Below are 2,446 nucleotides of genomic sequence, written 5' to 3'. Positions count from 1 at the left end.
GTAAGCAGCCGGCGAAGTCATCTTGATCGGTAAGTCGAGCAGCCCGACGATCATGTCCATTCAAATTTTAAATGGACAGGTGTACATGATGGACGAAGTCGAGGTTGTCCAGGATGTGGTTCAGCCGACACGGCGCCGGCGGCATAGCAAGGAATTCAAGGAGATGGTCATTCGGGCGGCAATGCAGCCGAACGTGTCGATTGCGGCCGTGGCACTGCATTACCGGTTGAACGCCAACTTGCTGCGCAGCTGGGTTGCAGCGCAGGAGGAACGCGATGCCGCTGAAGCGGCCCGACAGGAATTGAATATCTCGCCGCCGGAATTTGTGCCGTTGCAGATGCAGAATGGTGTTGCAGCGGCGACGCACATCGAGATCGAGGTGCGCAGGGGCGCGACGGCGATCACGGTGCGCTGGCCGCTGTCGGCCGCGAGCGACTGCGCAACATGGCTGCAGGGGTGGTTGCGTTGATTCGCATCGATGCCATCTGGCTCGCGACGGAGCCGGTCGACATGCGCGCCGGTGTCGATACGCTGCTCGCACGCGTGGTCAAGGTGTTCGGGTCAGTGAGGCCCCATCATGCCTATCTGTTTGCCAATCGGCACTCCACTCGAATGAAGGTGCTGGTCTACGATGGCCTGGGCATATGGCTTGCCGCACGGCGGCTGAACAAGGGGCGCTTCGTCTGGACAAACGGCGAGCAGGCGGTGAGCGTGGGGCTGAGCCCCGAACAGCTTCACGCTCTGGTGATGGGACTGCCATGGCGCACTCTCGCGCCGGATCACGCGATCACGGTGGTTTGAGCCCCGTGAGTACGTAAACTGTTTCCCTTGCTGCATCCGGCGCCGCTCTGGCAGACTGGTCGCCATGGACATACCCGCCGATCTCGACGCCCTCAGTACCGAACAGATACGCGAGCTGAACGCGAAGCTGATGGCCGAGATCGCCGAGAAAGAAAGAGAGTTGCAGTACCGGCAAACACGTATCGACCAGCTTACGCACGAACTCTCGGTCATCAAGCGGCAGCAGTTCGGCAGGCGCAGTGAGCAGCTCAACAAGGAGCAACTGAGCCTGCTCGAGGAAGCGCTCGACGCGGATCTGGCGGCAATCGGGCTCGAGCTGCAGGGGCTGAAGTCCGGCGAGCAGGCTGGGACACCACGTCAACAGCCAAAGCGGGCACCGCTTCCTCCCGAACTGCCACGTACCGACATTCATCACGAGCCGGACAGCACGATCTGTACGTGCGGCTGCGAGCGCGTTCGTATCGGCGAGGACATCAGCGAGAAGCTGGATTACACGCCCGGCGTGTTCACGGTTGAGCGGCACATCCGAGGTAAATGGGCGTGCAAGGCATGCGAGACGCTGGTGCAGGCTGCGGTGCCGCCTCATGTGATCGACAAGGGCATTCCGACTACCGGTCTGCTGGCGCAGGTGCTGGTCGCCAAGTACAACGATCACCTGCCGCTGTATCGGCAGGAACGTATCTTTGCGCGGGCGGGGCTGGCGATCGCGCAATCGACGCTCGGCGCCTGGGTTGGCGCGTGTGGCGTGCGCCTGCAGCCCCTGGTCGATGCGCTTCGTGAAGAAGTATTGCAGCAGGCGGTACTGCATGCCGACGAGACGCCGGTACAGATGCTTGCGCCGGGAAAGGGCAAAACCCATCGAGCCTATCTGTGGGCGTACAGTACAACGCAGTTCTCCGATCTGAAGGCGGTGATCTACGACTTCGCCGAGAGCCGCGCTGGCGAACATGCACGCGCATTCCTGGGCGAGTGGCGCGGCAAGCTGACTTGCGACGACTATGGAGGCTACAAGGCCAGCTTCCAGAACGGCGTGACCGAAACCGGGTGCCTGGCCCATGCGCGCCGTAAATTCTTTGATTTACACGTCAAGCACCAGAGCGAGCTGGCCGAGCCCGCGCTGCGATACTTCGGCGCATTGTATGAAATCGAACGCGACGTCGCGGAACTCGAGCCCGATAGAAGACGTCTTGTGCGTCAGGAGCGGGCTCGCCCCATCGCCAACGAGCTTCATGCATGGTTGCTCACGCAACGGCAGCGTGTGCCGGACGGATCCGGGATCGCCGCAGCACTCGACTACAGCCTCAAACGTTGGGAAGCGCTTACGCGCTATCTGGATGACGGGCATGTGCCTGCGGATAACAACTGGGTCGAGAATCAAATACGGCCATGGGCCCTGGGGAGGTCGAACTGGTTGTTCGCAGGATCCCTGCGTGCCGGAAAACGCGCGGCCGCGATCATGACATTGATCCGCTCTGCACAGCTGAACGGGCACGATCCGTTGGCTTACCTGAAGGACGTGTTGACGCGATTGCCGACACACCGTGCCGCCGACATCGCGCAACTGCTTCCTCATCGCTGGACGCGGACCGCTGCTTGATCGTTTCAGCGATTGCCCCCGTCAAGATGCCTTCCCCGGGTGCTTACG

3 protein-coding genes are annotated in these 2,446 nt (G+C 61.7%); all 3 read left to right on the top strand.

Going from position 1 to position 2,446, the window contains the following annotated elements; genetic code table 11:
* Window positions 1-22 precede the first annotated feature (22 nt).
* Window positions 23-469, top strand: a complete 447-nt coding sequence (locus tag FSO04_RS45515) for a transposase (RefSeq protein ID WP_233465465.1) — start codon at window positions 23-25, stop codon at window positions 467-469.
* Window positions 445-801 carry an IS66 family insertion sequence element accessory protein TnpB gene (tnpB, locus tag FSO04_RS45510; protein WP_154567970.1) on the top strand — a complete coding sequence of 119 codons (357 nt, stop codon included), beginning with the start codon at window positions 445-447 and terminating at the stop codon, window positions 799-801. Before FSO04_RS45515 ends, tnpB begins: the two co-directional genes overlap by 25 nt.
* A 64-nt stretch (window positions 802-865) precedes the next feature.
* Complete coding sequence (gene tnpC / locus FSO04_RS45505; protein WP_154567969.1) at window positions 866-2,398, top strand: IS66 family transposase; 1,533 nt, start codon at window positions 866-868, stop codon at window positions 2,396-2,398.
* Window positions 2,399-2,446 lie beyond the last annotated feature (48 nt).

This window comes from Paraburkholderia madseniana (assembly GCF_009690905.1).
GTDB classification, from domain to species: Bacteria; Pseudomonadota; Gammaproteobacteria; order Burkholderiales; family Burkholderiaceae; genus Paraburkholderia; species Paraburkholderia madseniana.
Note: the sequence above shows the minus strand (reverse complement) of the source record. Positions and strands in the feature narration are given on the sequence as shown.